Consider the following 26,443-nt stretch of genomic DNA (forward strand, 5'->3'; position numbering starts at 1 on the left):
CAATCATGGGTAATGGATTAGCTGAGTTTGCAGATTAGGTACTCAGTTACACCTAAAAATGATTCGTTATGGGTATATATTATCATTTTCAACTAACCCACCGCACACTTTCATTGATTTTTTTATTAGTCACTATGTAATTAACGTGAGTTCGGTACAAAAAACAGCCAAAACGTGCCAAAAACGGCTATCTTTTAACCCCTTTATATTATTGGTGAGTATTACCTTCTCTTGAAAGTAAATCCTCTTAATGATTGAGTTATGTTTGCAATCAAAAAACAAACAAAAAGAAGGCTTAAGGATGAGTTAATTAAAATTATTTTGTAATGTCGATGATTTTTGTATCGAGTTTATTCTAGCCTGGGAAAAACTACTTCAAGAAAAAGGCATTCGGCAAAAACCATGGACGTGTAAATTATCAATCAGTAAAAATACTGACCATATTGATCTACTTTCACCAATCTCGTTATAGAGACTTTAAAACTTACTATACAAAACATATTCAAAAGTACCATTTAGCTGAATTTCCTAATTTATTAAGCTACTCAAGGTTTATTGAGCAACAACATTATGCATTATTGCCACTTTATTATTATCTGCAAACCTTTACAGCTAGTTACAGCTAGCAAAAGAGGTATTTACTTTATAGACTCTACTCCCCATTAGGGTTTACCATATTAAAAGAGAGAAACAACATAGGGTATTTAAAAATATAGCGGTTAAAGGAAAGACGTCATTGGGTTGGTTTTATGGCTTTAAATTACACTTAGTTATTAATGATACGAGTGAGCTTGATAATATGAAGCTAATAGATAATAAGCTTAATTAGTGGAAAATAAATTCTGATTTCATAGTATTCATAATTAGCTATAGTAATATTCTCATTCATACATAATAGAGCTTAAGGGTAAACACATCACAGCTGTAATATTCTTGAGTAAATACCTCATTCTGTAACAATACTCAAAACGCAGAAGAGGTCTCTCGCTAAGAATATATGTTGAATCAACACACACTTCTAATGTACATTAGAAGTGGTATAGTTAAATAGCTAATGCCATAATTGTGAGCCAACACTGAAAAAAATTCTTGAAACTGAAGTATTTTAATACGTAATTATAAATCAGTGACTTACCTACTTCATCAAGGGTTAGCAAAGAGAGTTTTCAACTCGCTAGGTGGGCTTTGGCTTTCCTTATAATAGAACCCTGTATTAATAGAAGACATATATACTATTTAGTTATAGGCATAAGGAGTAAAGACTAAATTGACACAAAAGGGCTGTATTTGGCTAAGAAAGGTAAAGTTCAAACGCCTCTATTAGGCTTAGTGGTTCGACGTGATCAAGCAATCGAAAACTTTCAGCCCAAACCTTATTTTGAAGTCTTCGCCTTATTGGAAACAGAGCAAGGTGAACAATTTAGAGCCAAATGGCAACCTAGCGAAGCCTGCCAGCCTTATCAAGACGAAGAAGGTCGAGTACTCTCGAAGAAACTGGCAGAAACTGTCGTAAAACGCATTACTGGCCAACCAGGGCTGATTACCGCTGCTACCAAAAAACGCAAACAGCAAGCGGCTCCCCTTCCCTATAACTTATCCGCTTTGCAAATTGATGCCGCCAAACGTTATGGATTAAATGCCCAACAGGTGTTGAGTACCTGCCAGGATTTATACGAAAAACATAAGCTGATTACCTACCCTCGCTCCGACTGCCGTTATTTACCCAAAGAGCACTTAAACCAAATAAGTACTGTCACTACAGCCATTAATCAGGTATGCGAGCCATTACGACAGGCAGTCGCTGACGCTGATTTATCCTTAAAAAGCAAAGCCTGGAATGATAAAAAGGTGGAAGCTCACCATGCCATCATACCCACAGAACGAAAGCTCGACCCTAATCGCTTATCTAAAACCGAGTTACAAATCTATGAGTTAATTGCCAGACAGTATCTCGCGCAATTTTACCCTGCCTGGCAATACGATGATCGAAGAATAGAAGTAGAAATCAGTGGAGGGTTGTTTGTTGCTACCGCAAGGCAAACCGTCGATTTAGGCTGGAAAAAGCTATTTGGAAAGAATAATGGAAAAACAAACGATAAACTAAGTAATCAAAATAAGCTCAATGAGCAAGGCAATGAAATTAATGGAGATGAAAACACCTACGATCAAGAAGCACAACACAAGCTTCCTAATGTAAAAAAAGGCGATGTGGTCCAATGCCTAAAAGGCGAGCTGGCCGAACGAATGACCCAACCACCCAAGCCTTTTACTGATGCCACTTTATTATCCGCAATGACAGGCATCGCCCGCTTTGTTCAAGACCCAGAAATCAAAAAAATATTGAGAGAAACCGATGGGCTCGGCACCGAAGCCACCCGAGCCGGAATTATAGAACTGCTATTTAAACGCCAATTTCTCACCCGCCAAGGTAAACAAATCCGCTCGACTGAAACTGGGCGCCAACTTATCCAAAGCTTACCAGAAGTCGCTACAACGCCAGATATGACTGCTCAATGGGAATCACAACTAACGTCGATTAGTCACAAAGAAGCCAGCTATAAAAGCTTTATGAAACCAATGACCAACAAGCTACACCAATTAATTACCCAGGTGGATGTCAGCGCATTTAGCCAGTTAAGAGGGAAAGGCCAACCATCTAAAAGAAAGCCAAAAAGAAATTATAAAAAAAAGGGGAAATTGTGTTCGGTTTAGTTTAGCCAGAACATTTCCCCTCAGTCGTTCTCTACTTACCCAGGCTCCCAAGGCTTGGCAAATCCTCCTCCCAGCGCTTGATAGAGAGCCATCATATTCTGCAACTGGGCCAGACGATTATCAGTCAGTTGCAATTGTGCCTTGCGCCGTGTTTCTTGTTGATCCAACCATGCCTGCACGTCAGTGGCACCGGAACGATAACGTACCTCGGACAAGCGCTCGGCTTCGGAAGCCAACGTGAGCGACGCACGTAATGCTGCCTCCTGAGCCATCAACTGTGTTCTTGCGGAAAGTTTATTTTCTACCTCCGCCAACGCAGAATAAAGCTTCTGCCTGAACGCAATCACCGCCTGTTCGTAGGCAGCCTCAGAAACCTTGATATTCAATTGTGTCTGTCGCCACTGCAGAAAAGGTAGCGTTAGACCTGCTCCCAGAGAAGCGACGGGGTTGCGGAGGATATCTGCCAAATTCGATTCGCCCGTGGCCAGGGATCCTGTCAAGCTGAAGCTGGGGTAGTAACTGGCCCGAGTATAATCCGTATCCGCCAGAACGCTGCGTAAGCGCATTTCCGCCGCCTGCATGTCTGGCCTGCGGGCCAGTAACGCTGCGGGTGTGGCCACAGGCAAGGCTGGCATGGCCATGACGGGTAAGGTCTGCGGATCAGGCACAGTATTCTCCGGCGCTTGATCAAACAGAATGGCCAAGGCATTTTGCGCTACCACTTTCTTCTGCCACAAATCAGTCAACGAGGCACGCTGGCTTGCCAGGTTTTGCTCAGCTTGAATCAAGTCCAGATTGGAAACCGCACCACTACGATGTTTAACTTGAGCCAGCTTCAGTGCTTTGGCCGTATAATCCAGCGAAGCTTCACTAGCAGCAATAGACTCATTCAGGTAGGCAAGACGCCAATACAGGTTGGCGGTCGTTCCAATCAACGCCAACGCTGCGCCGACCCTATCCTGCTCAGTTGCCATCGCCTCCCAGTGCGCTTTATCGCGGGCACTGGATAGCTTCCCCCAGAGATCAACTTCATAACTCAATCCAAGAGAAGTGCTAAACGCATTCCTGCTAGTGTGGGCATCAAAGTTACGCTCTCGAGAAGCACTGAGCTTCGCGTTGACATCAGGCGTTAGGTTGCCGTTGGCGATCCCTGCGCGCAACTGCGCCTGTCGCACTTTCAATGCAGCCAGTGCCATGTCGCTGTTACTTTGCAGCGCCCGCTCAATCAAGCTGTTCAATGCCTCATCCTGAAACGCTCGCCACCATTGCTCTGATGCCAACGCCTGCTCCCCACTCACTGGTGCATAAGACCAAGCGGCAGGAAGCTCCAATTGTGGTCGAGAATATTCCGTGCGCACGAGGCTTCCGCACCCTGCTAACAACGTAGAGGACAGCAATAGAACAGCCATGTGTTTTTTTTCAATCGCACCCATAAGACTCACCTGCTTTACTCCAAACTTCATGGGATTACAGTACCTCTTTCACTCCCGTGACAATGCTTCAATCGGATCAAGTCGCGCCGCATTTCGCGCAGGCAAGAAGCCGAACAACACACCAATCAGTGAGGAGCAAACCACAGCTGACACAATAGCAGTGACGGAAAATAACATTTGCATGCCAGGAGCCAGCAGCGAGAACAAAGCACCCACGCCTAGAGACAACAGAATGCCTATGCCACCACTGATCAAGCACACCATCACCGCTTCGATCAGGAACTGCTGCAATATATCGCTTTGCCGTGCCCCCACCGCCATACGGATGCCAATTTCCCGGGTGCGCTCGGTGACCGACACCAACATGATGTTCATGACCCCTATGCCACCGACGATCAAAGAAATTACCGCGATAGAGGACACTAATAAGGTCAGGGTGGTCGTGGTTTTCTCAACCGCCTTCAAAATAGTGTCGGTGCTGAATGTGAAAAAATCCTTCACGCCATGGCGGGTAGTCAGCAAGCGAACGATACCTTGCTCCGCCACTGCGCCGGACAAGCCATCAGGCGTACGGACAATGATCGAGCTGAAATTTTGCCTGCCAATCAAGCGTGTCGTCGCAGAACTGTGTGGCATCCACACTGACAGGTTGCCACCCCCACCGAAAGCGTCGCTTTTATCCTCTGCCACCCCGATGACCGTCCATGGCGAAGCGCCAATCAAAACCACCTTACCAACAGGATCATCACTGCTGGTGAACAGTTTTTTCCTGGTATTACTGTCGATCACTACCACCTGCGCCTGAGTGCGAATATCTTCTCGCAGCAGAGGCCGACCTTCTGCAATGATCAAACCTTTTACGCGGAAGTACTGCTCACCAACCGCATTAACGCTCACATTGACAGTGGCATTGCGATACCGCAGTTGTTGACTGCTAACGATGCTCGGTGTCACGCTGTCCACGAAGGGCTGAGCCTGTAAAGCTTCTACATCCGCCGCCACCAGGGTGTCGATGGCAGCAGCTCTTTCGTCGCCCCAGTCCTTACCAGGAAAAATTTCGATGGTGTTAACCCCAATAGAGTTAATGTCACTGATAACCTTTTGCTTGGCTCCCTCGCCGATAGCAACAACACTCACCACAGCAGTAATGCCGATAATAATGCCAAGCATGGTCAAAAGCGTTCGCAATCGATGAGATATCATGGCAATCCAAGCCATTTTGAAAGCCTCGGTGAAACGCCCCAACCAAGCACCACGTGGTTCCTTGCGACTTGTTGCGACACTAGACTCCGGCGCAGATGGAATCGGTGTATCCACTTGCGACTCATCGCTCACCCGGTCCGCAATAATTTCACCATCTTGAATTTCAATGATCCGCTCAGCTTTCGCCGCTACTTGAGGGTCATGAGTGACAATAATGACCGTGTGCCCCTGCTGATGCAGCTCCCTTAGCACGTCCATGACTTCCTGACCACTTCGAGTATCCAACGCTCCAGTGGGTTCATCCGCCAGGATGACTTCCCCTCCGTTCATCAAGGCTCTGGCAATACTCACCCGTTGCTGCTGACCACCGGAAAGCTGGCTAGGCTTGTGCTCGCAGCGGTCCTCCAACCCCAGACGAGACAACAGCATGTGCGCTCGCTCCTGGCGTGAACTTTTAGAAACACCGGCATAAACCGCCGCCAACTCTGCATTGCCTACAGCATCGAGATGTGACAGTAAATGGTAGCGCTGAAAGATAAATCCAAAGTGATTGCGGCGCAGAGTAGCCAGTTCGTCATCATCCAGCTCCCTTGTCTCCCGACTGCTGATTTTATAACTGCCGCTGCTCGGGCGATCCAGGCACCCCAGAATATTCATTAACGTCGACTTCCCAGAGCCAGACGCCCCCATAATAGCGACCATTTCACCCCTATAGATCTTCAGGTCGATATCCTTTAGCACCGCGACTTGCTGCTCTCCGGCCTGGAAAACCCTGTTCAGGGTACTTATTTCAATCAAAGCCTCCTTCATAGTGACTACCCCCCAATAACGACAGCGGTCTCACCCTCTGCACTAACTGACAGGCTGTCACTGAGAATGACATCGTCCCCACTATTCAGACCAGAAAGCACCTGCACATAAACATTGTCACGAATGCCTGTTTTGATTGTTCTGTCTTCAGGCTGGCCATTGACCAGCACGCGCACTTTATGTTGCGACCCACTGATTTTCTGATCTGGATTCAACGCAGAGATAGGAATACTCAGCACTTGCGGCTGCCGATTAATAATGATGGATACCTGTGCCGTCATAGCCACGCGCAACGAGTGATCAGCATTCGGTACTTCTAACAAGCCACTGTAGTAAACGGCCTTATTGGAATCACTACCAGAATCCTTATCAAAAACTTTATCCGGTGCTAGCTTGATGGTACGCAACATACCTTTGTAAAGACGATCTTGATTTCCTAGCACAGTAAAGCTTGCTTCAAGGCCCGGCTTAACCCTTGTGACATCAGCCTCAGATATTTGTGCTTTTACCTTCATCGTATCTAGCTTTGCAAGAACCAACAGCGTTGGCGCTTCTTGACTCGATACCAGGGTTTGTCCCTCTTCAAACTTAGTAGCGATGACCACACCATCCATTGGTGCGACAATCTTGGTGAATCCAAGATTAGCCTTTTCTGTCTCTACCTGAATTTCTGCTTTAACGATTTGGGCATCCAGCGCTTCAATGTTTGCTCTTTCTTTTTCCATCTGGGCGCGGGCATTTTCCATATCAGCCACCGATGCTGCGTTCTCTGCACTCATTTCACGCTGGCGTTTGAAATTTAGCTCGTTATAGCGCAGCATAGCTTCACTGGCACGACGCGAAGCCCTTATGTTTTTCAGCTCCGCCATCGCCCGCTTCAAGTTGTTACGCGGCAAAACGGGGTCGATTTCTGCCAGTAATTGACCTTTTGTCACTCTGTCGCCGACAGACACTTTCATAGACTTCAACTGTCCAGTAACCTGAGCACCCACCGCAACCTGTTTAGCACCTTCCAATACCCCAGTGGCTAAAACCGTTTCTTCTATATCTCGTTTTTCCACAGGTGCAGTAATGTATTCAATAGGCTCAGGTTTGAACCAATCGAGAGCGTTCCAACCCGCAATCGCTAAAACAAAAGACATGAACACTCCCACCACAGCAAGACGACGCGCTTTCTTAGTCATAGGCATTACACAAAAATACAATTAATAATCAAGGTTAAAGATTTAGTTAAAAATTACTTTTCATCAACAGTGGACGGTACGTAATGTAAAATATCACCTGGTGAACATTCGAGTATTTCACACAAAGCTTCTAATGTAGAAAATTTAATCCCTTTTGCTCGATTATTAACTAAAACTGAGAAATTTTGAGGTGTAATACCAATTCGATTAGCGACGTCCTTAGACTTTAGTTTTTTCTTGGCTAATAAAATATTGATATTGCATTCAATTGGCATATATTCAGTCTCTTATTAAATATAGTCTTCTAATTCAGACTTTATTACTCGACCAAGATTTAAAATATACGCTATAGGTAGTATGATAATACCAACAATTACATGCTCCTTGTACGAGCCAGGCAGCAGCATCAAAGTCATGTTAAAAATAAACGGCATGTCAGTATGCAGGTCTAACAGTTGATTACCTAGGTAGTGATAAATAGGGTATAGCAGAAAAATAAGCCCTATAGAAAATAAAAACTTTAAGTTCTTATCAGTAAAAATATTCCCTCGATAGAATTGATAGAAAATACTGACTAATAGCCCAACAATGACTACTTGATAGGCAAACTCAATTAATATAAAGCTGAAAATATCTCGATGAACTTCATTGGTTGCATCATTTTCGAGTGAATAGCTTTGTTCACTTACTAGCAAAAACAAATTATAAAGCACAATACTTACCAAGCCTATTATAGCTGCTAAGCTTGTCAGACGTATTTTAGTTAACGCACCCATACTTCATCTCTATTAGGATATTGTTATCAACAATCAGCGTAGTATGTGAATTGACCACATATTACGCTAAGAATTACCGATTAGCAGTAAGATGTTATCGTTTTTCGATAACAAGATCAACCTGCATTTGCTTTTATCTTCTTGATCATTGGCGCTCCCCTAACAGTCATAGGGTACAGTAAATAACTTACACAAAAGAAATTATAAAAAAGGAAAAACGCTGAGTTTCCTAGGGCCTGTTAATACTAAATAACTTTTATAATGTAATATAAAGCATAATAAGGGGGGCGATTTTCGTGTGCCTCTGCTGCATTCTGACTTTCGTAAGTAGTCGTAACAGTATGGGTATGAGCTCCATCACTTGATGTCGTATAAGTATTCGAGGTTTCTTTACCTGTTGATTTTTCACCACCAAATATCAAGCTTCCTCCTGCGGTATCATCCATAGGTATAGTGACAGTATGCGTATGAGTTCCATCTTCTGATGTACTCCCACTATGTCTATGAGACGGTAAACCTGATTGGTTAGCTGTTAATGTGACAGTATTTTCCCCTCCTTTGTCCTCTACCTGATAACTACTACCAGCCCCCACAATAAACCTGTCTTGAAGATTAGGTGTCCCATTGCTTCCATCACATATAGCCCAGCCAATAGGTATCGTATCACTTGCCCCTGACCACATCACTATCACGCCTGCGGGTAAACGTTCATCAATATACGTACGCATATTGCTGTCTTTTGTATCAACATAAGTTTTTACTGCTTTTTCTGTTGGAACAGCACTGTCACTGTTATCAGCCAAGGTGTTATCTGTAGAAAACTCAGAAACCGTTGTACCGTCTTGAAGCTGCAAAGAGTGGGTTAGGTTGACTGCACCTGTAACCGATAAATCGCCCAATACCGCTAGATTATCATCAATAGACACTTCACCATTTAATGTCGTTGACTCATCAATCGTTAAGTTACTGGCAGAAACTGACTGTGCAGTAATATTTTTTTCAAACGTTGCATTACGTTTGGCGAGCAGTAATCCATCGACGGTTAAATTAGAGTTGAGATCAACAGCATCTGCTACTGTTAAGCTTTCAGAAATATTAACACTATCCTCTATTTCTATATTACCACTGCTATTGGCAGATACTAACTTTCCTTTAATGGTAGTAAGGTCAGAGTCAAAATTTCCCAGCGTCGTACTACTTGCTACAGTTAATGTATTATTAATTGTTGTACTACCAGTAACAGTTAGTGTCTCTCCTATATCGACAGATTTTTCTAAGGAGACAGCCTCTTTTACTGCAAGTGTCTGATCAAAAGTAACAGGTTGCTCAACGTCAAGCGTGCCTTTTAACATGGAATTACTATTGATAACAGCACTCCCACTAACGACTAAGTCGCTTTCTGTTTCAATATTCCCTTTGGTTGCTAGTTTACCTTGTTCGTCTACTGATAATACGGGATTGATTAGATTATTTGGTTTAACAGTTAACAGCTCCGTCGACGTCAGCTCAACTGAAACAGGTCCATCAATTTTTACACCATTATCACCTTGAACACTTCGGGCTACATGTAATCGCGCACTCGGCGAGGCTGTCGAAACCCCTACTTCACCGGTTGTCTGCTTTATAAACAGACGATTTTCGTTCATATTATCCTTAATGGTTAAACCATTAGCAGTGCTCACTCCCCATTCAATAGCGCCATGCTCATCAGCAAAATCAAGCACTTTTGCATTTGCTGGCATTGCGTTCACTTTCAGTGGCACATCATTACCTTCTGGCTGAGAAATACCATCATCCAGCTGATTAATATAGCTATCCATTAAATTTTCAAAATCACTTTGTGTTGGCTTATCACCATCTTTAAAACGTCCCTTTAGGTCATCACGGTTTTTCTTAGCCATTTAATTTCCTTATTACTGATAATCAGACTATTACAAATAGAAACTTTATAGACAAAAATATATTTTATACAATTTTTTAGCGAAGAATTTTTACACTACTCTGCCAATAGATTGGTTTGTTGTTAAGCTTATATAACATTGATTCTTGGAGGGAGTATAAGCGATGCACTTTATCCTTTTGCATCATACTCATATACTTTAGGGGGTATTTTTTTACCATTAATTTCTGTTTCGTACTCTGCTTGGAATGTTTTATAAAAAGTTTGTTTACCCTGATAGATTTGAAACCATGCACTGGTTTGCTTTTTAAATGCAGCATTTACTTCTGAAGTGATCATACTGCCTTTGTCTTTAGCAACCACTGCGGCTACATGAAAATTCGTTTTTCCCTTCTCAACACGCTCATTCATATCCCATGGTGATTGAACATATTCTCTTTTTTGTAAGTTTGGTCCATTATCTCCAAACTTAATATAATAAGCATGACCCACAGCAGGTGTAGCAACCTCACCTATCAGTCTCTCTCTGGTTTTAATTGCTATATTACTCCATGGGTTAGGGTCTTTAGGAACAGAGCCATCATTTTTATTCGAAATCATCAGTGAGCGTGCATAACTACCGCAATCCGTACCATATGTTTTCATTTTATTCATTGAATCTGAATTCTTGTACTTAACCTTAAGGTCCTCAAAGTCACTGTTGGTTTTCGCAAATCGGCTTTCAGGCTTTGGATGAGCAGCAGTTGATGTTGCATACAACCTTGTTGTATCTGTTTTTAACAACCCATAAATATTTGACTCAGTTAAAATATGATTACTGGCACTTGCAAATTTTTTCAGCTGTATGGGCTTCTTTTTTTGTAGTAAATTGTTTTGCCCCGTTTGTTTAAGGCTCTCAAGTTGTGTATACATAGAAACATACCATTGATATTAATGGATAATTTAAGATAACTTTATCAAAATACAAAAAGCTAGCACGTAATGGTCCCACTGAACGATGAGTATTGCAGTTAAGACAACTCTAACCACCAAATACCATAACCATGTTTTTGTACTTCATCATGAAAAAACTGCTCATGGCCACGCCAGTATGGGTTAGTTTTGCCATAAGTCGTCTTCTCTGCAGATGTCATAAACCTAGAATTACCTTGGTTAAATGCAGGGTTTTGCGGGAAAACCCAGTTTCTATCATCACCTAATCCCCCATTCTGGCTTGCAAGTTTATGCCCAGCATCATAATAACTACCAGAGGCATATCCAGTTGAGGCTTTTGGATTATCTGCTTTATATGTCATGTTAACAGGCAGTGATGTTTTTAATCCATTTGAAATTAAATATTGAAACTGTATAAATGTAGGCTTGAATGTCGAGGGGTCATTTACATAGTCTCTCGTGTCTTTAGTCGTATCTGTCCCTGTGTTTAAATCAGCTTTACTGACACTAAACATTTCACCACCTTTATAAGATGACTTTGTTGGCTTCAACTGCAGTGTACCTTTGTCATCAATTAATGGTGGTTTATACTCACCTTTTTTGAAAGCAGCTATCATATACAGCTTAGCCTGACTCTCAGGCAACTCAGCAATATCGACAAGCTTACTCCCTTCTTTTTTTCGCTGAAGTAGGTTTGACCCTACTTGTTTTCTCACCTTCAAATCAAGGTATTTTCGATCATCTTTTGTTTTATTCAACCTTGCAACACTCGCATACATATTTCAACCTTTTATACAAGCAAATAAGAAATACTATATTATTTACATAAAATGATGGTTAACACATAGGCTACAAACCCTGCCCCACACTCGCTGCCCTATCCCCCATCACATCCGCCTCTTTCTCCAAGGCCACGTCATCATTGACCGGATGCCCTTCACACTGCGTAGTAGGCTGAACTCTACCCTGCATCTGTTGTACAACGTGCCATGTCTCATGGGCAATATGCTTATCCTGACCAGGTGCCATATGAATTTCATTCCCTTGTGCATAAGCATGGGCATTTAATTGAGCCGGTTTAGGTGAATTATAATGCACCCGTACATGATCTAATGATATTCCCGACAGTTGCTCTGCACCCTGTTTGATATGATCAGGGATGCCAGTATTATTTTTCTGGCGCTGTAACGGTTTTTCTTCTTCAGTTTGGTAATCGTACATGAGTTGCTCCTGATTTATAATTGCAAACAACCAAGATATACCCGTCTCGAATGATTTTTAGGCGAGGCCGTCGAGCGAGGAAGTTCCAGAAGCTTATTGAAATAAGTGACTGGGGTGACGAATAAAAACAAAAAATATACGAATCATTTGCGAAGCGTATTTTAAAACGATAGGTTGACTTCTACTGGCACAGTATTACCTTGACCGTCTTTTACAATATCGACTAATTGTTTACCGGTTCGATCACCATCGGCTGTGTGTTCAGCCCATATAGCGTATTCACCTACCGGTAAATTAATAAAGTAATAGAAACCATCGGGTGCAATTACCTGTTGCCATTGCTGCTTCTTATCTGCAGTTGTCACATTCACCTGAATATTCTCTGCCTTATATCCGTCAGGATTCTTCACCGTTCCATGGATTGCTACTATATGGTATGGCCCTTCTTCAAATTGATCTGGGTCTTTTTCAGTATCACCTAGATAAGTTTCAAAATTCAGTATCACAGGAGTCACTAGCGGTTCATTCACAGTAACCGGTACTGCCATTTCTAAATTGATCACAGGCTTTGGCGGTGCACCTAACGCATTCCAAAATTCTCCTTGGCTCCGTTTACCATCTTTATCTAGCAGGATTTTCATCGAAACCCCTTGAGAGCCTGGGTTATATCCCTCTGCAATTAATTGATCTACAGGCATCATAAAAAAACGGCCTATGCCTTGTACTATGCGAGACAATAAATATTGTTCAATAATCGCTTTGTTAGTGATGCCCTTGTGCCATACACTAATCATGTAGTTTAAATCCACTAGTCGAGGTTGCCGGCGTTGACTGGCTTTTTTATGGTTATCTTCCCTGGCGGTGACAGGAAATGATTCGGCATAACGACGCTCAAGGTTTTCTTGCATGCTATATAAATAAATATTTATCACCGGCTTTTCCGGTAAATTGCTGATAAAATCATTATCCGGCACTTCAAAACTAATGTCTGTTTCGTCACCACCAGCCAATACTTCTTCCTCAATGAGTTTTTTAAGTGCTCGGCTGACGGCGACAAAGGGAGCTATATAATCTTCCATAATAAATTCACTTATACCCTTCTCGATGGGTAGTTGGATTGACAATTTTGATAGGCTCATGAGGATTCGTCACTCGACGGCCGCCCCTAAAAATCCTTCGTTTCGGCTATGATTGACCTAATAATATGAACCTTATGCCCGGTTGTTAACGCCAATCAAGTAATAATTGTTTTAACAAAAAACTATTATCCATTTTTTGATATTCTCGTTGGATGGCTCTCAATAATTCAGGCTTTTTAATTACAGATTTATTTTCTGCGTTTGCCAATGTCAAACTATACGCCAGTTGTATAATATTACGTATTTGTGCCCCACTCAGTTCTAATTGTTCTGCCAATAAGGGCATATCAACATCTGTAGCAAAGGTTAACCGATCAGCCCACTGTTGCCATAAGGCTAGCCGAGTCGATTGATCCGGAATTGGAAACTCAATACTCGCATGTAACCGTCTTAAAATTGCCGGTTCTAAATTATTTTTAAAATTAGTCGCTAGAATTAATAACCCAGAAAAAGATTCTAATCGCTGTAATAAATAACTAACGCCTAAGTTAGCATTTTTATCATGGCTACTCTCTACCTTACTGCGTTTGGCAAAAACAGCATCGGCTTCATCAAAAAATAAAATTCCATTCACTCGCTCAACTTCATCAAATAACTGCGCCAAATGTTTTTCTGTTTCACCAATCCACTTGCTGGAGATATTGGCTAAATTGGCTTTAAACAGGGGTAAACGTAATTCCCCTGCTAGTGCTTCTGCACAAAGGGTTTTACCGGTACCCGGCTTACCCCAAAATAACGCAATCACCCCCGGTGTATTGGCTAAGCCTGCTTTAGTCAAAGACTGCGCGTGTTGAAAGCGACCAAGTAGCTCATCTAACTGGTCATTTACTGAGGTGGTTAATACCAGATCAGATCGAGTTGCCTGAGGGATCAACCGGGTTGCTAAACCACCCAACTGTTGTGGCATTGCTTCTAAACAGGCCGATAGGACGCCTTCTGTTGTAGGTAATGGGCTTTGTTGAACCACTTGTAACATAGTACCAGGTAATAAAGGATAACGTTGGGCCACTAACGACCAGTTAATCTTATTATGCGTCGCGCTAATATTTTCAACGTTTATTTGTGGCTGCTCAGAATTTAGTGGCTTCGCTATCGCTTGCCAAAGTTGCTGTGCTCGTTGACTATCCGACCCAGGCAAAGTTATCGCCTGACACTGATCATGTTGAACATTGATAGGCCATGGTTGTTGTATGTCTTCACTAAAATACACCCGCTGACCAGGCCAATCCTTTAATAGCTCTAATAAGCCAGTTTGTTTGGTTAATTGTGTTAACCCTGCTGGCCATAGCAAATCAGCTTGATACAATTGCAAATTGCGTAATGCATCCAATAACCCTTGACGAGGGTCTGGTAATTGCCAAAAGCGCTCTGTATCTAATTGAAATAATCGGGGGCTGTGCTGCCCAGCTAAAACCCGTCGACCACTGCCTTCAGCGCCTATGAGTTGCACCCATTTAACCGATGTTTGTATTGATTTTACTGGTTCAACTAATGGGTGGCTTGGTGGCGTCACGGCTAATAAATAATCGCAAAATCCATCAAAGGTACTAACCGTTTCCACGCTATTTTCTGGCTTATAGTCCAATAAAAAACTTACCACCTCACTTGCTAAATAAACGGTTCCCCCCATTAATTGATGCTGTTGATCAGGTAACCTAATGATTTGCCAACGGGTTAATGGTGATTCAGTTAATAATTCAGCCACCGCCTGTTGTTTTTGTTCGCTATTTAAACCTAATAAACTCAACAATAATTCCATACTGGGCACTGAATAATCATCTGGATATAAACTAACATAAAGGCGACGAAAGCTGGGGTCTAATTGTGGTATTAATAATAAAATTATTAACTGTAATTCTTGTTGGGATAAACTAAAGCCAGTTTTTAATGCTATTAAACGTGGGTGTTCAATTGGTTGTGCTAATAAAGCTGAACGCCGGTTAAACCATTCTTGAATGGCTTGTTCATTTACACTGTCGCTGTTATTACCGGTAGGCTGAGCCGATTCAACAAATAAGCCCATGTCATTTAATAAAGCAAAATAAGGCTGCAAACTGGTCAGCAGCGACTGGCCAGGAGAAAGGCTAGAAGAGTCATATGTATCCATAAATAATTAAATGCTTTTTAAAAGTAGAAACAAGAAATAATATTTTTGAAACTAGTCCCAATGAATATTAATTAATCCACTCATCCACGGCAGTCGTATGATTGATTTTGGCCAAGGTAATGCTTGTAACAACACATCTTGGGCCTTGGGTGACACAGTAATTTGCCAGCCAGTTTCTTGGCGAGTCACTACCCCATCCCGATCAAAAAATAAGTGGCTCAGCCCCATTGGAGAGGTGTGCTTCAAGGCTGGCCACTGTTGAATAAACCGCTTTAGCCACAGATGGATAGCTGCTAACTCGGTATTCCAATCGGTTGCGTCGAAGGCCCTTTCAGCGTGATTGATCGATGCCAAACCTCCTTCTCTGCCCTCTTCACTTGCCCAACTATCTTCAGGGTCTAACCCCACCAATAACGTAAATAGTGAGTCTAATTCAGCTGCCGCTTGATCTAGCAGTTCGCCAATAACGTTGGCACTGATGGGCTCCTGTTCTCTCTGCTTTCTATCACTCTCGTCCAGCCATTCAACCCAGTACTCTGGATGAGCCGCGAGCCATAATCGAAACCACGCCTGTCGTTGAGATAATGGTGTCAAAAACTGTTGATTATTCTCAGTTAGCAAATCACTCACTAAGGCAGGCATCATCGGCCATAACAGTACAATACCCGCACGCTCTGTATACCAAGGATGACTATTAGCAGGTTCAATCCCATTAGCAACATCAACTAATTGACGAGACTGACCCAGTAACACTGAGCTTTGACTTGGGTTAGCCCTCTTAGCCTGGCTTAGCCCCCCAGACTGATGTAACTGCTCCGTAAGTTCATCAGCCTGCTGGCTTACCTGCCCTAACGTTTGCAATAGGTTAGCTAAGGGTAGCGCCTGCTCAGCTTGTGCAGTTTCAGCGTCCGGGCCACTGGGCAATGACTCCTTTTTCCCACCAAACGAATCCACAACTTGATCAGCCATTGGATGAGTTGGTTCATCCAATACCGCTTGAACATGATCTACAATCGGCTCAATGTCATCAAAAGTTGATTTTTGATTGAGGAATACTGGATTAGCTGCTGATTTTATTAATTTTTTAGAGATGACCTGATTACCAGTTTCGGTATTACTGGTTACTAGATTCAGTAACATATCAGATAGCCATTGCTTCACCTGAGCTTGTAAAAATGGCTGGCGTAAACTTTCAATAAAATTGTATTGGGATTCGCTCAATCGCTGAAGGAGCTGTTTGGTTAGCTGATCAATCGCTCGCTGAAGCTGATCAATCACCCGATCCAGTCGCTTCAATACTTGCCGCTGCAGGTAAACAGGCTCACTGCCTGTATTAGGAGAGCTGGGGACTATTTCAGAACTGGCAAAGGCCTCAAGCGTTACCCAAAACGCTGCTAATATCGATGGTGGCTGAGGCATATCTGCCTGAATTTTCTGCTGTATATTTTGCCAATACTTCAACTCAACATCAGGGCCGCTGGCCTCTAAGGTTTGTTGTAACCGTTGAAATCGCTGCAACTGAAACACCAGCAGCTGATAGCAACTGACAGAGACATTGACCTGCTCCAGCCACCTAGACTGAAAGTCCCCTTGTCCCTCTGCTAATCGCTGAATGCGTCGATACCATCGTTTGCGCCGAGGTTTTAACCAACTGGCTAAGCCTGGTGTCGATACTCCAGCCAGCTGCAATGTCACTAGCAACGAGCGCCAAGCGTTTGCCAAGCTGATCCGATCGCTACTGGTTTGCACCTGGTTTTGACAAGCCCTGGCTAACGACAACCAACAGGAAGGCAGTGAAAAAACAGGGGCTTGAGCAATCTCATGGAGTAATGCTAGCTGCCATTGCTTGCACCGATGATCTGGCTGATCCTGCTTGACTAAAGCCACTAACTGCTTAAAACGAGCTTGCCTATTTGGTATTGGTACAGTGGTAACTTTTCTCTCAATGAGCACCCACTGCTTAAGCAAACTAATAGCCGCTAGCGGTAATTGTGAAACTGCCATTAGCTGACTCAGTAAAGCCACTAGCTGCTGAGTCAACTTACTGAGGACCTGCTTGCTCTCACCCAACCCTGTGCCAACATTAGTGGTCGGTATCGTTTTTTTAGCATCACTTGGTACAACCAACGGGGCTGTAGATGCTTTAAATAAAGCGCCTTCAACATGGGGGCTTTGATACCCCTCTAACGCTTTAAGCAACGCCTGCTTTAACTGCTTCAATAGCAGCTCAGAAAACTGCTGCTCCAGGTTTTCCCAGCTAATCTCACCTAAATCCACCTCAATCCTGTCAATAGAGAATAGGCCCTCATCTGCTACTAACGCAGGGTCCAACTCACCGGTATCAAACTTCTGTAAAGCACGATGAAACTGCTGGGTGAGCTGCTCTCGAATTGCTTGATGTTGAAACTCATGATCAAACACCAAGTTCAGCTGGGCTTGCTGAACCTCAATGGCCATCATCTTCCTGATATTCCGCTTTGATCTCAGCAATAGCCTCACGGTAGGCTAAGTAGCGTGGATGCTCGATATCTTCTATCCCATAGTTGATAAAGGCCTCTTCCATCCCTTCCACTTGGGTTAAACACCAGTTTTTTATGGCCTGAGCGATAGCCTGATTCTTCGCTTGTCGCCGACGAAGCAACTCCAACTTAGCCAGCTGCTGCTGATCAATACTATGCAGCCATTGGCCTTGGTTTTGACGAATAATTAAGGGTTTATCAGCGGTCGGCTCTGGTAGAGGTTGGTTTGATTGAAACGTTACTTGGTCTTCACTGCAGGTTGGTTGCCAAAGCTGGCCATCAGTGGCAGCAGGGTCTACCTCTACCCAAAAGCACCGAAAAGAGGCAATCAAAGAAGATTGGTCATAGGGTTCATACCCCAATACCAGGCCATTGCGACGAGCACATTGAATATAAAACATGATGATATATCCTTGCATTTGAAAGGCTGAAACACAGAGGTCTAGGGTCTGTTAACAGGCCCTAGAAAAACTAAGGAAAATAATAGAAAGGCGTTACCTGTTCTTATTGGTCCACCTTAAATCAAACTCAGCAATCCGCCGGCCAACAAACTGACCAATCCAATAGCAGTCTTCAGTATCACTTTTAGCGTAAATGTGTTGATAGCCAGCCAAGCCTTTATTGTTCAACCAAATACCTTCACAGATGAGGTTGTCACAGAAGCAAGCCCCGCCGCCCCGTTGCTCAGCTCCGCAGTCGCTAGCATGAACAACTGACTCACTGCAACGGAACACACCACCTCCAAAAACAGCCGTGCAGCGAGTCACTTTAATGTAGCTTTGCTGACAGAGGGCAGCACCACCACCGTTATCAGACTCACATAGGCTAATCACGAGGTCAGAATCCTGTAAGCCATAAACACCGCCCCCTTCAGCTGACTCTTGGTTATTGATAGCGGCACAATCGCTGATGTAATGGGCAGTGATCCGTTGGCTATCATTGCCATAAATCCCACCCCCTTGTAGGCTGACGCGATGACCTTTGATATGACAGTTCAATACACAGTCTTCAGCACCATCCAGATAAAAGGCCCCCCCTCTAGCACCGGCTAGCTGGCGCTTACCTAAGAAAGTCCAGCCTTCTAAATACACCTTACTAATTCTTTCGTTAGCATTCACTGCTCGCAGCACAAAGCGATTCTCAGGCTTTTCTTTGATCACTAGCGTCGTGGCTGGGTTGTAACCTATGATAGAAACACCACTACTGATGTACACGGTATTCTTAAGTTGATAGCCATGCCTGGCCGCATTAGCCGGATCTTCAGCATGATCCATCTCGGGATCTACAGGAGATTGCTGCGGTTTTGGAGGAAGCAAGATAATGGTGGTATGAGGCTCAATCGTGGTATCTGTGGAGCCATTGCCAAACACTGCTTCAAACGTCTGCTGGTTTCTCACTACTTTAGTATCACCACCAAAGCCAAAGGCAGCATATTGATCAATGTAGGTTTTAATAGCTTTCTGAGTAGCCAGCTTTTGGTCTGAGCTATTATTGCCGCCGAGCAACTTATTGGGATCAGCGGCAGAGATTGCATGGCCATTGCTGAACACCATGTCACCTTCAAGCTCCACGGGCTTACCAAAAATACTCTGGCCTTCCACTCGCAAGTTTCGCTCAAGATAGGTGTTTTCTTTTGCTCGGCACTCTCCGTTGATAGTCAGGTGGTGTGCAAACGTCTCTCCTTTCAACTGAGTGGTATGGTTGACCTGAATATTGTCCAACTGACTGAGCTTTTTAACTTTTAGTCCACCATCAACATCTAAGCTCTCTGTCACCAGCTGCTTACCAACCACTCTAAGGGCTTCATCAGAAAGCGTATCCGTAGTAACAGTGATGCCTTTAAGGGTATTTAAGTGCTCAGCAATATCTACATTACCCGCGAGTTGTGTATGCCCTTTAACATCTAATGCTAAATCTGCCGCTTGGTTATTATGAATAGCCAGTGTCTGGTCAATATCCACAGCCCCTTGATGGCGATGATAGCCAGCAACCGTTAGATCCCCACCGACATTCAAATCACTGCCAACATCCAGTTGCTCAGCAATGGTAGCCCCTTTACCTATTTCGAGGGCACCTAACGCCTTAAGATCCCCACCGTTTTCAATAGCACCAATAACAGACAAGTCTTTACCAACAGAAAGGGCACCTTCAGTGGCTTGATAGCCTTTGACAACCAGTGCTTTTCCATTTGGATCCGTCGTACTGACAACCATACCTTTAGGGCTTCTAAAAGCACCATTTAGGGTCAGATTGCCGTCTGTCGTTAAGTTGCCAGTAAAGTGGCTATTACCTTTAACACTTAGGGCTCTCTCTGCTTGATTTTGATTACTGATTCGCACTGATTCGCTAAAGTGAGTATTTCGAGCAAACTCACTGTGCCCTAGTACTTTCAAGTCATGGCCAACTTCCGCGTTCTGACCCACCTGTAAGCCACCCTCAACATCAACCTTATCGCGGAAGGTTGATGGGCCGGTCACATCCTGCTTTCCAACGGTGGTTTGATTACCAGTTAAAGTAAAATTCCCAACACTGGCAATATCACCCGTGGTTTTCATTCGGCCTTTCACTGTCAGAGCTAGGTCATCAGTGGAATCCGTTTCAATCGTCATTCCCTGTTGGGTTTTAATCGCTCCTCCTAAATCCAGGTCGCCCCCCAGCTGCAAGTGCCCCGTTAACTCACTGTCACCTTGCACATGAATGGCTTTTTCTTGGCTGCCTGCTGGTGTGGAAATTCTCAATGCATTATCGAACTGGCCAGGCCCATTAAAGGTACTTTTCCCCCCAACAGCTAAAGACTGCTTGACCATTGCGCTACCATCAACGCTGGCACTTCCTGCAGCAGTTAAGTCAGCCCCTACCATTAGGCTATCGTTAAGCTCAAGGCCACCACCAATCGAGGCATCCCCCCTCACCGCGGCACTACCAGCTATTTCCGCATCACCTTTTATTTCAGCACTGCCATCAACGGTTAAATCACCATATAAGCGACTATTTGAACGGGCTCTTAACTCACCTGCTATTTCTGCATCGCCACCCACCCGAAGCCAGTCGGCTATATCAACATCACCTTTGAGCTGACTGCTCCCTTTCACATAAAAAGCGTTTGGCTGGGTATCTGCCTCATTTGATTCAGGAAATTTCGTATCACCAACCGCTACGCGCTTACTGGCAAACAGATCGCCAGCTAAGTGGCTGGTTTGATTGACTTGTAACTGGCCTTCAATATGGGCATTCCCGGTTTGAGTATGATCACCGGTAAATGCGGTATCACCCGTTAATACCAAATCCCCTTTAGCATCGATAGGGCCATCAAACTCAGTAGAACCATGAAGTGAAGTACTACCCGTAAGATTGGTATTTCCAGTGATACCCACATCACCCGAAATGGCAGTGTTGCCAGTTATCGTCGTATCACCACTAATATTCACCTGGCCATCAATGTTGGCAGCCTTGTCTTGCTGACCAGCAGCGATGGATACCCCTTGCTTGAAGTCAGCTGCTTTGGCTTCAACGGTTAGGGCCTGGGTGTTAATACCGGGTTCACCCAGCACTGTTAGGGAGTCATCAAGGGTAACGGCACCTGTTAGGTGGCTACTACCAGACACCCGTTGATTACCGTTAACTTTTTGATCACCGGTAATAGCAGCATCACCCCCAATAGCCAGATTGCCAGCAAGCGCCGAGTCACTACCAACCGCTAATGTATCCGCAACTGTTAATCCCGCTTGAACATCAACACTACCACCAATAGTTGCTTGCTGATCTACCTTTAAAGCGCCAGTATGCGTGGCTGAACCATGATGAGTTAAGTCACTGGGCTGGGCCTCACTACCAATAGTGACATTGCCAGAAACCTGTAAGTCAGCATTCAGCTCACTATTCTGATCAACCTTCAACTGTTGCTGAATATGGGCTTTCCCCCCAACAGTTAATGAACCTTGTAAGCTAGTGTCATCCTTCACCTGCACGCTTTTTTCAACATGAAGTGTTCCTTTAACCTGGGTATTACCTTCTGCCGATAAGTTACCTGCAACGCTAACTGCTTGACTAAATGAAGCTTTTTCAGCCACTTTAAGGGTATTATCAATTTCGGTATTACCGGATACCATTAGCTGGCCATCAAGTGCGGTATCTCCTTTCACATGGACTTGCTTACCATCAAGTGACTCAGCACCGACAAGTAATCCACTGCTAACAATCGCTTCCCCTTTAACTGATAATGCAGCCCCTTGACTAATCGGTTTATGAACCACTAACCCCTGTTTAACTTCTCCACTGCCCTCAGTGGTTAAATGGCCTTTTATCAACAAGCTGTCTTCTAGAGTGACTCGTGCTTTAAAAGTGGCAGGCGCTACAGCAATCATTTTGCCGTTCACTGTTAGCTGATGGAGTTCGGTATGAGGCTGAATAAAGACTTTTTCACTGCTGGCAGTAAACCAGTTTTCATCCACATTATTGCTATTGGTACTGGTAATTCTTAACCCTTGTTCGGTAGCAGGTACATGGACATGAACAGCCGTTTGTGGGTTTTCGGTGCCAAAGCCTGCTCGCCCAGACTCATTAATTATGAAAGGCGTTTTATCATTAACTTGATCATCCACCCTAAGTGCATTTCCTACCCCTTCCCACGTCACATGCAATGCAGCATCAGTATCACCAGCCCCCACCATCAACTTGCCCTGACTATCGAGCTTTAGCTGCTGATTTTGCATGGCATCTCTCACTTCTACAGAAGCTCTGCCAGGCAAGCTATCTAATCGCTGTAGGTCAATGAATGCGCTACTGTCCTTATTGAAGGCAAGGTGCTCACCCACACTCAGGCTTTCACCCACTTGTGCATCATCAGTAACACGTAAACTTTCAACCTGGGTTGGCCCTGCGGTAAGGGATTTACCAATAACCGCTTCATTACTGACTGCCAGGGTCTGTGATTCTACATGTTGCTTGACTGAGAGGTTTTTACTACGAATATCGCCTTCTACATCAGCATCGTCCCGTAGCCTAAGGTGATGAACATCAATCATCCCTTTACCACCAGTAATGACTGCTTCTTCGCTCACCACCAAGCGCTTACCGTCCAAGGCTTCTAACGCGGTGATCTGGGTAGCTTGAAGATCGCCTGTGATATGGGCATTTTCCTGCAGGGTTAGGTTACTGACAGCAATATCACCCGTTGGCCCGGTAATGGTTGCCTGCCCAGAAATAATGAGCTCCCCTCCTTCCAGGGTATTGGTCGCAGTGACATTGGCGGCATGAACATCACCCGCAATTTCTGCACTTTCTTGCAGCGTTAAACGACTAACAGCAATATCACCAGTGGGCCCTGTAATGGTGGCAGGGCCAGTAATCGTCAGGCGATTCCCCTTCACTTCATCACTGGCAGTCACATTGGTAGCAGCAACATTGCCTGTTATTGAGGCATCTTCAGTCAGCGTCAAATGCTCAACCGCCACAGCCCCTTTACCACCTGTGATATTGACTTGATCGGTAATGGTGAGCTCTTTGCCCGTTATAGACTCCTCAGCAACGAGATTCACAGCATCAAGGTCTCCGCCAATACTGGTATTTTTGTGTAAGGTGACATCATCTCCTACCTCAAGGCCAGCAGTTGTCTTCAGGTTACCCTCAACATGCAACTTGGCCTGAGGTAGTTCAGTACCTACCCCAAGGTTTTTATTGCTATCAACACAAACCAAGTCATCCTTTTGGTTGATGCCTGACTCAATAAACTCTTTAAAGTTACTGCCAGTAGGAATGGCATTATCTTTAAACATTGTCTCAAGATCAGATCGATTTTTTTTAGCCATAACGTTTCCTTGGATGATTAGTCCTATTAGTGATTAGCTCAAGCAGCTAAGCGAACAGCCAACGAGCTAACTGATTAAAAAACTTACGATTTAAGGGTGGGTGGACACTGGGGTGCGAGTAGAAAACTCAATAGCAACTAGTTAGATAGACATAAGTGGTTAGGGGCTTTTACTCGAATAACAAAGGGGTCATGAACACTATTAGGGCCAGGATTAATGGCTCCCTGCCCAATACAACCAAAGTCCTTATCATTGGGTGGGTAGTTCAATAATGCAGCACTTTGGTAGCCAATGATAAACTTACCAATCGGGTATCTCTCATCACCAATTTTCGAGTGCTGAAAATCCTCAGGATCAATCGTGTAAGGCCGGTTGTTCTTAAACTCTGTAAGACACTCGTTCAGCACCTTTGCTGCAGCTTCAATGCGCGTCTTCCGCTCATCAACATGCGCATTTGCATAAACAAACAGCATTGCATTTCGCCATGCACAGTAAGCTTTTTCAAAAATCGCCATATCTGCTCGATCCAAAAACAGTAGCAGTGGAGAGAGGTGAGCTGGCAATTGCTCAAACACAGCCTGATAAATTAGCTCCTGAAAAGTGGTGTTTTGAAAGCGGGTTGGCCAATTTGGCAATACAATAAATACCAAGTGAGGTATCGCTGTTTCAGGGTAGTTGCTAGGGTTTACGCCATGGCGCAGTAAGGTGCCTTCAACACAATGAAAGCCTTCATAGTTATTGGCTGAGAGTAATTTTGACATCACTACCGGTAACCCTAATTGTCTATAAACCCGGTACTTAAAGCCCACCACATTAGCCTCTCCCCAAATCGCGTCATTCAGATAGTGATGCCCCTGCCCCCGTAACGGCCCCACCTGAGGTACATCTAAAATGAATAAGGCTTTATCAACCACACACTTAAGCTTGGCTAGTCGCTTATTTAGCTGGCTGGTAGTCATGAGTGGCGCATCAGGATGGTTTAAAAGCACTTCACTGTAGTGGCAAAATAGCTCTTCATACTTTAATACTGAGTCATCAGGGACTGTTTCATGGTGACGAGCCAATAAGTGTTCCATCCCCCTGTTTAAACGGAGTAAATGCTTTTCACCAAATGGCCTTTCAGTCAATTGATTAAAGTCAGGGGACTGATAATCAGCGACAGACTTCGTCAGTATCTGCTCTACGTCGGTAATGTCATCAACTGATTGGGACTGGTGAGAAGCCGGCAGTTGGCTGACTAGCTGCCAAAACGCTCCCACCTCGGCATCGCTAAGGGTTTCACTCCCCTGCATTTTTTCTAATAACCCACCTAACAAGTGCCAAAGCTCAGCTTTCGGCACACACATAAGTTGATGGGTATGGGCCAGCTGAGCAAACTGATTGGTCAATACCTGGTCCATAAACAGTAAATAAGCTTGTAAACGGCGTATCTGCTCAATACGTTGGCCGGACTCGTTAGCTGCAATGCCAGCGGTGCCGACACCATAGGTCACTGGCAACTCATGCTGGATAGGCACATAGTTAGCTAGTTCTCGATTCTCTCCAGCATGTTCATCAACCTTCCGGCCAGGGGAAATGCCTGGTTGCATCAGCTCCTTCACTCGCTCACAAACATCATTGGCACTAAAGCTAACTGAGATACCGTTTTTCAGTACCGCCATATAACTCAGGGTTTTTTCGATATTGAGATGAGGTGCTTTATTCGTTTGTAGTGGGTAAATCCAAGGCTCCCAGTCTTGTTCCGATGGTTCACTCGCCCCCGTAATTTCAAGCCGGTCCACTTGCTCAACCCCTTCGACCGCTAACCCTTCTGTCATCAGTCGAGACACATATAAAGTATCCTTTAACACAGGCTCCTGTAATTCATTCTCATCTGAATAACCACGGATAAGCCAAGGACCAGTATGGAGGCTCTCAAAACTAATACCTTTGGCTAGCAGCTCTGCTAGCGATCTAAATGGAACTGAGGGTGAGATTAACGCAATAAAGCGGGCTAATAATTGAGCAAGGGTTTCTACAGTGTCTTTGCCGTCAGTGATCCGTACTTTGAGCCGAATGATTAAATCGTAACTGTCGAGTATTTGGAGACCAGGCAGCCCAGTATCAGTGCTACCTTGGCTTTCCGTCGGTGACTCTAAATCTTCCCCAAGATTACGGTGTTGAAGAAATACTTGCTGAACAAGTCCCTTAAGTAGATTCTTGTCAACGCCTTCCTCAGGGATCACTGAAATTCGCCAAAGCCATGGGAATAAGGGCGCAGGCATTGCCATTACATTGCGTACGCCAGGCACGTTCAAGATCAGTTGCCTTAGATCATCCGCTGTGACTGGCTCACAAGGTAGTACTTTTGGCTGCCCCCAAAAAGCAAGTGACTCGTCTGTATCATCAGGCGTTGCCATCCAGTCTGGCACTGAAAAATCCAGCCGATACCCCAAGTCTGTCATTGCATAACAAGCTGACTCTAGGAAGGTAATACCTGGGTCATGTAAGTTGTGATCAGTCCAGGTTTCACTGGCTAAGTGTTGTATAAGCTCAACACCCTGATCACGAAGTGCAAAGAAATCCTGCGCCGTCTCAGTGGGACCACGATTCGGTATGGTTAAGCTATTCATAGGTTAATTCGCTTCCGTCTTGAGAATCTGTCGAAATTGAGAACCTGTCGAAAGCTACAGTCTTAGCTCGTAATCTTTTGCAACAGT

General features: G+C 44.2%; 17 protein-coding genes. 2 read left to right on the forward strand and 15 right to left on the reverse strand.

The genetic code is table 11. The features are described 5' to 3' along the window. Nucleotides 1-661 precede the first annotated feature (661 nt). Together ORQ98_RS29575 and ORQ98_RS09000 are read left to right on the forward strand one after the other, a co-directional pair. Nucleotides 662-829 (forward strand): transposase, encoded by a 168-nt coding sequence (locus tag ORQ98_RS29575; protein ID WP_425347678.1) that lies wholly within the window; start codon nt 662-664, stop codon nt 827-829. Nucleotides 830-1,287: 458 nt separating this feature from the next. After that, nucleotides 1,288-2,712, forward strand: a complete 1,425-nt coding sequence (locus ORQ98_RS09000) for a DNA topoisomerase (RefSeq protein WP_274688469.1) — start codon at nt 1,288-1,290, stop codon at nt 2,710-2,712. 35 nt (nt 2,713-2,747) lie between these two features. Here ORQ98_RS09000 and ORQ98_RS09005 read toward each other — a convergent pair whose 3' ends face one another. The 15 genes from ORQ98_RS09005 to ORQ98_RS09075 all read right to left on the reverse strand — a co-directional run bounded on the left by ORQ98_RS09005 (nt 2,748) and on the right by ORQ98_RS09075 (nt 26,356). Continuing rightward, nucleotides 2,748-4,145 (reverse strand): efflux transporter outer membrane subunit, encoded by a 1,398-nt coding sequence (locus ORQ98_RS09005; RefSeq protein ID WP_274688470.1) that lies wholly within the window; start codon nt 4,143-4,145, stop codon nt 2,748-2,750. 48 nt (nt 4,146-4,193) lie between these two features. After that, nucleotides 4,194-6,158: a MacB family efflux pump subunit gene (locus ORQ98_RS09010; protein WP_274688471.1), complete on the reverse strand. Its 1,965-nt coding sequence runs from the start codon at nt 6,156-6,158 to the stop codon at nt 4,194-4,196. Between the two features lie 5 nt (nt 6,159-6,163). Beyond that, entirely contained in the window at nt 6,164-7,342 is a 1,179-nt protein-coding gene (locus ORQ98_RS09015; RefSeq protein WP_274688472.1) for an efflux RND transporter periplasmic adaptor subunit, read from the reverse strand. Between the two features lie 53 nt (nt 7,343-7,395). Beyond that, a complete protein-coding gene (locus tag ORQ98_RS09020; RefSeq protein ID WP_274688473.1) occupies nt 7,396-7,617 on the reverse strand; it encodes a helix-turn-helix domain-containing protein in 222 nt (73 codons plus the stop codon). Nucleotides 7,618-7,632: 15 nt separating this feature from the next. After that, a complete protein-coding gene (locus tag ORQ98_RS09025) occupies nt 7,633-8,118 on the reverse strand; it encodes a hypothetical protein (protein WP_274688474.1) in 486 nt (161 codons plus the stop codon). A 245-nt stretch (nt 8,119-8,363) separates the two neighbouring features. Further along, on the reverse strand, nt 8,364-10,019 hold the full coding sequence (locus ORQ98_RS09030) for a hypothetical protein (protein ID WP_274688475.1): 1,656 nt from the start codon (nt 10,017-10,019) through the stop codon (nt 8,364-8,366). A 170-nt stretch (nt 10,020-10,189) separates the two neighbouring features. Then, on the reverse strand, nt 10,190-10,930 hold the full coding sequence (locus ORQ98_RS09035) for a hypothetical protein (protein WP_274688476.1): 741 nt from the start codon (nt 10,928-10,930) through the stop codon (nt 10,190-10,192). 98 nt (nt 10,931-11,028) lie between these two features. Then, a complete protein-coding gene (locus ORQ98_RS09040; RefSeq protein WP_274688477.1) occupies nt 11,029-11,730 on the reverse strand; it encodes a hypothetical protein in 702 nt (233 codons plus the stop codon). A 70-nt stretch (nt 11,731-11,800) separates the two neighbouring features. Beyond that, on the reverse strand, nt 11,801-12,172 hold the full coding sequence (locus ORQ98_RS09045) for an eCIS core domain-containing protein (RefSeq protein ID WP_274688478.1): 372 nt from the start codon (nt 12,170-12,172) through the stop codon (nt 11,801-11,803). A gap of 161 nt (nt 12,173-12,333) precedes the next feature. Further along, nucleotides 12,334-13,251 carry a Pvc16 family protein gene (locus tag ORQ98_RS09050; protein ID WP_274688479.1) on the reverse strand — a complete coding sequence of 306 codons (918 nt, stop codon included), beginning with the start codon at nt 13,249-13,251 and terminating at the stop codon, nt 12,334-12,336. Nucleotides 13,252-13,396: 145 nt separating this feature from the next. Then, nucleotides 13,397-15,418 (reverse strand): ATP-binding protein, encoded by a 2,022-nt coding sequence (locus ORQ98_RS09055; RefSeq protein WP_274688480.1) that lies wholly within the window; start codon nt 15,416-15,418, stop codon nt 13,397-13,399. Nucleotides 15,419-15,469: 51 nt separating this feature from the next. Continuing rightward, the gene (locus ORQ98_RS09060; protein ID WP_274688481.1) at nt 15,470-17,878 is read right to left on the reverse strand and encodes a contractile injection system tape measure protein; all 2,409 of its coding nucleotides are present in this window, start codon (nt 17,876-17,878) and stop codon (nt 15,470-15,472) included. Next, a complete protein-coding gene (locus tag ORQ98_RS09065) occupies nt 17,865-18,338 on the reverse strand; it encodes a hypothetical protein (protein ID WP_274688482.1) in 474 nt (157 codons plus the stop codon). The genes ORQ98_RS09060 and ORQ98_RS09065 overlap by 14 nt, the downstream gene beginning before the upstream one ends. A 93-nt stretch (nt 18,339-18,431) precedes the next feature. After that, complete coding sequence (locus ORQ98_RS09070) at nt 18,432-23,744, reverse strand: hypothetical protein (protein ID WP_274688483.1); 5,313 nt, start codon at nt 23,742-23,744, stop codon at nt 18,432-18,434. Between the two features lie 137 nt (nt 23,745-23,881). Further along, on the reverse strand, nt 23,882-26,356 hold the full coding sequence (locus ORQ98_RS09075; RefSeq protein ID WP_274688484.1) for a hypothetical protein: 2,475 nt from the start codon (nt 26,354-26,356) through the stop codon (nt 23,882-23,884). Nucleotides 26,357-26,443 lie beyond the last annotated feature (87 nt).

Origin of the sequence: Spartinivicinus poritis (genome assembly GCF_028858535.1) — a bacterium.
In the GTDB taxonomy this organism is placed as follows: Bacteria; Pseudomonadota; Gammaproteobacteria; order Pseudomonadales; family Zooshikellaceae; genus Spartinivicinus; species Spartinivicinus poritis.

Bases quoted from the DNA above. Each gene is read 5' to 3' on its own strand.
- ORQ98_RS09005 (WP_274688470.1), bottom strand. From the start codon at position 4,145: ATGGGTGCGATTGAAAAAAAACACATGGCTGTTCTATTGCTGTCCTCT.
- ORQ98_RS09010 (WP_274688471.1), bottom strand. From the start codon at position 6,158: ATGAAGGAGGCTTTGATTGAAATAAGTACCCTGAACAGGGTTTTCCAG.
- ORQ98_RS09015 (WP_274688472.1), bottom strand. From the start codon at position 7,342: ATGACTAAGAAAGCGCGTCGTCTTGCTGTGGTGGGAGTGTTCATGTCT.
- ORQ98_RS09020 (WP_274688473.1), bottom strand. From the start codon at position 7,617: ATGCCAATTGAATGCAATATCAATATTTTATTAGCCAAGAAAAAACTA.
- ORQ98_RS09025 (WP_274688474.1), bottom strand. From the start codon at position 8,118: ATGGGTGCGTTAACTAAAATACGTCTGACAAGCTTAGCAGCTATAATA.
- ORQ98_RS09030 (WP_274688475.1), bottom strand. From the start codon at position 10,019: ATGGCTAAGAAAAACCGTGATGACCTAAAGGGACGTTTTAAAGATGGT.
- ORQ98_RS09035 (WP_274688476.1), bottom strand. From the start codon at position 10,930: ATGTATACACAACTTGAGAGCCTTAAACAAACGGGGCAAAACAATTTA.
- ORQ98_RS09040 (WP_274688477.1), bottom strand. From the start codon at position 11,730: ATGTATGCGAGTGTTGCAAGGTTGAATAAAACAAAAGATGATCGAAAA.
- ORQ98_RS09045 (WP_274688478.1), bottom strand. From the start codon at position 12,172: ATGTACGATTACCAAACTGAAGAAGAAAAACCGTTACAGCGCCAGAAA.
- ORQ98_RS09050 (WP_274688479.1), bottom strand. From the start codon at position 13,251: ATGGAAGATTATATAGCTCCCTTTGTCGCCGTCAGCCGAGCACTTAAA.
- ORQ98_RS09055 (WP_274688480.1), bottom strand. From the start codon at position 15,418: ATGGATACATATGACTCTTCTAGCCTTTCTCCTGGCCAGTCGCTGCTG.
- ORQ98_RS09060 (WP_274688481.1), bottom strand. From the start codon at position 17,878: ATGATGGCCATTGAGGTTCAGCAAGCCCAGCTGAACTTGGTGTTTGAT.
- ORQ98_RS09065 (WP_274688482.1), bottom strand. From the start codon at position 18,338: ATGTTTTATATTCAATGTGCTCGTCGCAATGGCCTGGTATTGGGGTAT.
- ORQ98_RS09070 (WP_274688483.1), bottom strand. From the start codon at position 23,744: ATGGCTAAAAAAAATCGATCTGATCTTGAGACAATGTTTAAAGATAAT.
- ORQ98_RS09075 (WP_274688484.1), bottom strand. From the start codon at position 26,356: ATGAATAGCTTAACCATACCGAATCGTGGTCCCACTGAGACGGCGCAG.